The organism is Allobosea sp. P4_C6, from assembly GCF_056402015.1.
Window position 1 is genome coordinate 1 of the sequence record NZ_JBFUIF010000147.1, and the last position, 3,320, is coordinate 3,320.

The 3,320-nt window shown below is 63.0% G+C and carries 2 protein-coding genes and 2 pseudogenes; 2 read left to right on the forward strand and 2 right to left on the reverse strand.

Features of this window, described 5'->3' with window-relative positions:
- Positions 1-135 (forward strand): annotated as a pseudogene (locus tag AC1DVA_RS27080) (IS110 family transposase); the annotation flags it as partial.
- Between the two features lie 14 nt (positions 136-149).
- On the opposite strand, the pseudogene AC1DVA_RS27085 reads toward AC1DVA_RS27080, so the two are convergent.
- A pseudogene (locus tag AC1DVA_RS27085) lies at positions 150-410 on the reverse strand (transposase); the annotation flags it as partial.
- 423 nt (positions 411-833) lie between these two features.
- Entirely contained in the window at positions 834-1,430 is a 597-nt protein-coding gene (locus tag AC1DVA_RS27090; RefSeq protein WP_476807944.1) for a DUF2939 domain-containing protein, read from the reverse strand.
- Positions 1,431-1,973: 543 nt separating this feature from the next.
- Here AC1DVA_RS27090 and AC1DVA_RS27095 point away from each other — a divergent pair.
- The coding region (locus tag AC1DVA_RS27095) for an acyltransferase family protein (RefSeq protein WP_476807945.1) at positions 1,974-3,320 on the forward strand (1,347 nt) is incomplete at its 3' end.

Sequence of the window (3,320 nt, forward strand, 5' to 3'; positions counted from 1 at the left end):
GTTCTCAACGATCAATATCAGCGGCTACTGGCACGGGGGCGTCCGAAGAAAGTCGCCCTCGTCGCTTGTATGCGGCGCCTCCTCACCATCCTCAACGCGATCATCCGGAGCGCGACGCCATGGCAAAACGCTTGACGCGAAGCTCAGAGCTTTCGGCGGATGACGTCCTGCAACATCTCGCGGTCCAACGCGAGGTCGGCGACGAGCTTGCGCAGCTTCGCATTCTCGTCCTCGAGCTGCTTCAGCCGGCGCATCTCAGCCGGCAGCAGCCCGTCGTACTTCTTCTTCCAGTTGAAGTAGGTCGCCTGGCTGATCCCGGCCCGCCGGCAGATCTCCGCCACCGGAATCCCATCCGCGCCCTGCTTCAGGATGAACGCCTTCTGGGCGTCCGAGAACTTCGAATCCTTCATCGTCTTCCGCTCCTCCCAGCCCATGGGAAACGACGCGGAAAACTCTAACCTAAAGCGGTCCAGTTTTAAGGGCTCAGATCACCCCGTCGGCTCCGGCTGGTGGGGCCTTTGTCATTTCAGCTGGTGGAACCTTGGACTGACGTCTCCGGCGGCTCCCATTCTGGTTCGCACGAACCGCCCCGCTGGCAATTGCCGAGGGATTTTGTCTGCTCAATCTTGCGCCGGAGATCCAGCAGGTAGTCGGCGATGAGAGGAGAACCGGGTGGGCACTAGCACCCGCCGTCGCTTCGGATTAGGCCGCGGCGGCATCATCCACTCCCGGCGTTTGGAACGCTCAAACGTACACTTCGCATGGGAACAGATTAGCCGCATGACCAGAGTTTCAATTGATTACGCCGGGGCTTTCGCTTCCGAGCCTGACCCTCATTCCGGTTTAGGAAGTTTCCGTCCGATGTCTTCAACCAGTCTGTCTAACCAGCGTTGAGGTAAGCTCAGCGAGGTCAGACGCCAGGCGGTGCCTTGCAAATTGAAGCCAAATGACATCGATCCATCCGGGTTCTCAGGGGCCCTGACTGTGAAAGCGGTCAGATCCGTGAAGCCCGATTGACGCCAGAGCGCCAAGCCATCCTGCATCTTGCTCAGTGAGGTAACGGTCACAGGCTCTGCGCCCAGCTGGGGCGGGGCGCGCGTTTCGGCCAAGATCGCCTCCAAAGCTTGTGGAGTGAAAGTCTCCGCGAGGTAGGCGTTGATGAAGCCGCCGACGATCACTGCTCCAGCCGAAGCGCTGAGCGGTGATTTGCGAGCGACGTCGGGATTCTTTGCCAGGAATGCGCGGGCTGCTTGCCTTGCAATCGACTGTCGGACGGCGGGCAAATCGATCCGGGACGCTACAGCCGGCGTGTTTCGAGCGTCGAGGTCACGAGCAAACCGGGCCACACTGATGTAGGGCGAAGCGATATAGGCGATGGCGACCATAACAAGGGCGGCGCCCCCGATCAGCGCAATCTTCGACGTTCTCATGTGATCCGAACTAAGCCAGCGGGCGCCGGTTCCGCCAATATGAGGTCGAAACGATTCCGGGGGACTACGGTTTTCGACTCCGTCGAGTGCGCGTTGCCTCAGGTCTGCCCAGCGAATGTTTCGAGCGGGCCTATCCTCGGACACCGTCAGCAGCAGGCGAAATACGGCAGGAGGATGAGCGACAGGGTGTCCTCGATCTCCGCGTTCTTCCGACCTATCGCGCCTACACCGCCACCCTAGGCTGGATCGACAAGGTCGACGAGGTCCGGTGCTAGCCAGCACGTGGCGCGCCGGCGAAAAAGGATGGCGGCGATCCGACGCGCGATCAGCCGGCGCCAGCCTCGTTGATCTATGGCTCGGACCCATAGCCGATCGGTCGCGGCCGATGTTTTCACCACTTCCGGCCCTTCCGCGGCCTTTCAGCGGTTCAGGATCCTGGTCGGCTGTTCGAAAGTAAAAATGAGACTTGCTGGATTCCCACTAAACGGGAAATGATGGAATCGAGCCGCTCGCAGAAGGTGGCCGCATCGGGAGGGCGGCATTTTGAGCGACCTGGCTGATCACCATGGCAATCTTCTGGGCCCGGCCAGGGGTCCGGATGCGATTGCCGGGGCTGCCGTAGGCAAGGTCGACCAGCGCAACCTCTATCTGCACTATCTGAGAGGTCTCGCCGCGCTCTTCGTGGTCCTCTACCACTGCTCCGAATACCTGTGGGCCTACCGGGGAGACGATCGCTTTCTGTCGATCTTCGGCGGCTTCTTCGGCGCATACGGCGTCGCGATCTTCTTCGCGATCTCAGGATACCTGATCGCCGAGGTCCTGCGACGGGACGACCCAGCGCGCTTTGTCATGAGCCGCGTCGCACGGATCTATCCACTGATGCTGATCATGGTCGGGCTCTTCAGCCTGGCCCTGCTGATGGTCGGCGCGCCGCGCGGTATCAACCTGATCGCCCTCTCGCTCGTGCCGGCCGGGCCGCGCGGCTATTTCCTCGGCGTCGAATGGACGCTGCTCTATGAGATGTCCTATTATATCAGCCTCGGCCTGCTCGGCTTCGTCGGGCTCGCCGCGCTCCGGACGCGCATCGTCATCGCCTGGCTCGGGCTTCTCTGCTTTGCCTACAGCCTGGGCGGGYGGGAGCACGTCGAGGGCATGCCAATCCTGAGCGCGATCCCGTTCAGCGTTGTGACCTTCCCGTTCCTGCTCGGATACCTGGCCTCCGAGGCGCAGAAGCGCGGTTGGCTGCATCCGCTGCTCGCCTGCCTCGCCCTGCCACTCGCGGTCGCAAGCATCTTCTGGCAGGAGGCGCATTTCCGGCTGTTCGTCGGGTTCTCTGCCAGCCTCCTCGTCGCCGGGCTGATCTGTGCGCCGGCGCTCGGAAGCCGGGGCCCGTTCGCCCGAGCCGGCGTGCGGCTGGGCGACGCGAGCTACGCGCTCTATCTTTGCCACGTGYCGGTGATCACGATCCTTGGCGCGCTTTTCGGCGCTAACGCGCCGGCGCCCCTCGTCTGGGTCTCTTGGCTGGTCTGCTCGATCGGCGTCGCTCTGCTGCTTGGCCCGGTCGACGTCGCCCTCTATCGCCGGCTGAAGCGTGCTATCGATACCGCGCGCCCGGCGCCGCTGCAGGCGGCTGCTGTCGCCTTCACCGGCGCCTTCTTGGCGATCGCCTTCGTCACCGGGCGCGAGACGCGCYGCGCTGAGGCCCAATTGGAAGAGGCGCGCCGCATCCTGATGATGCCGACGCTATCGGAGGGAGGGGGGGTCCGGGCGGATGCCGATCAATTCGAGCGCTTGCCGAAGGGCGCTTGGGTGATCCGCGGGTATGCCATCGATCTCGCCGCGCCGGATCTTGCCGCGCATTTCGCGATCCGCCAGAACGGCAAGATACTC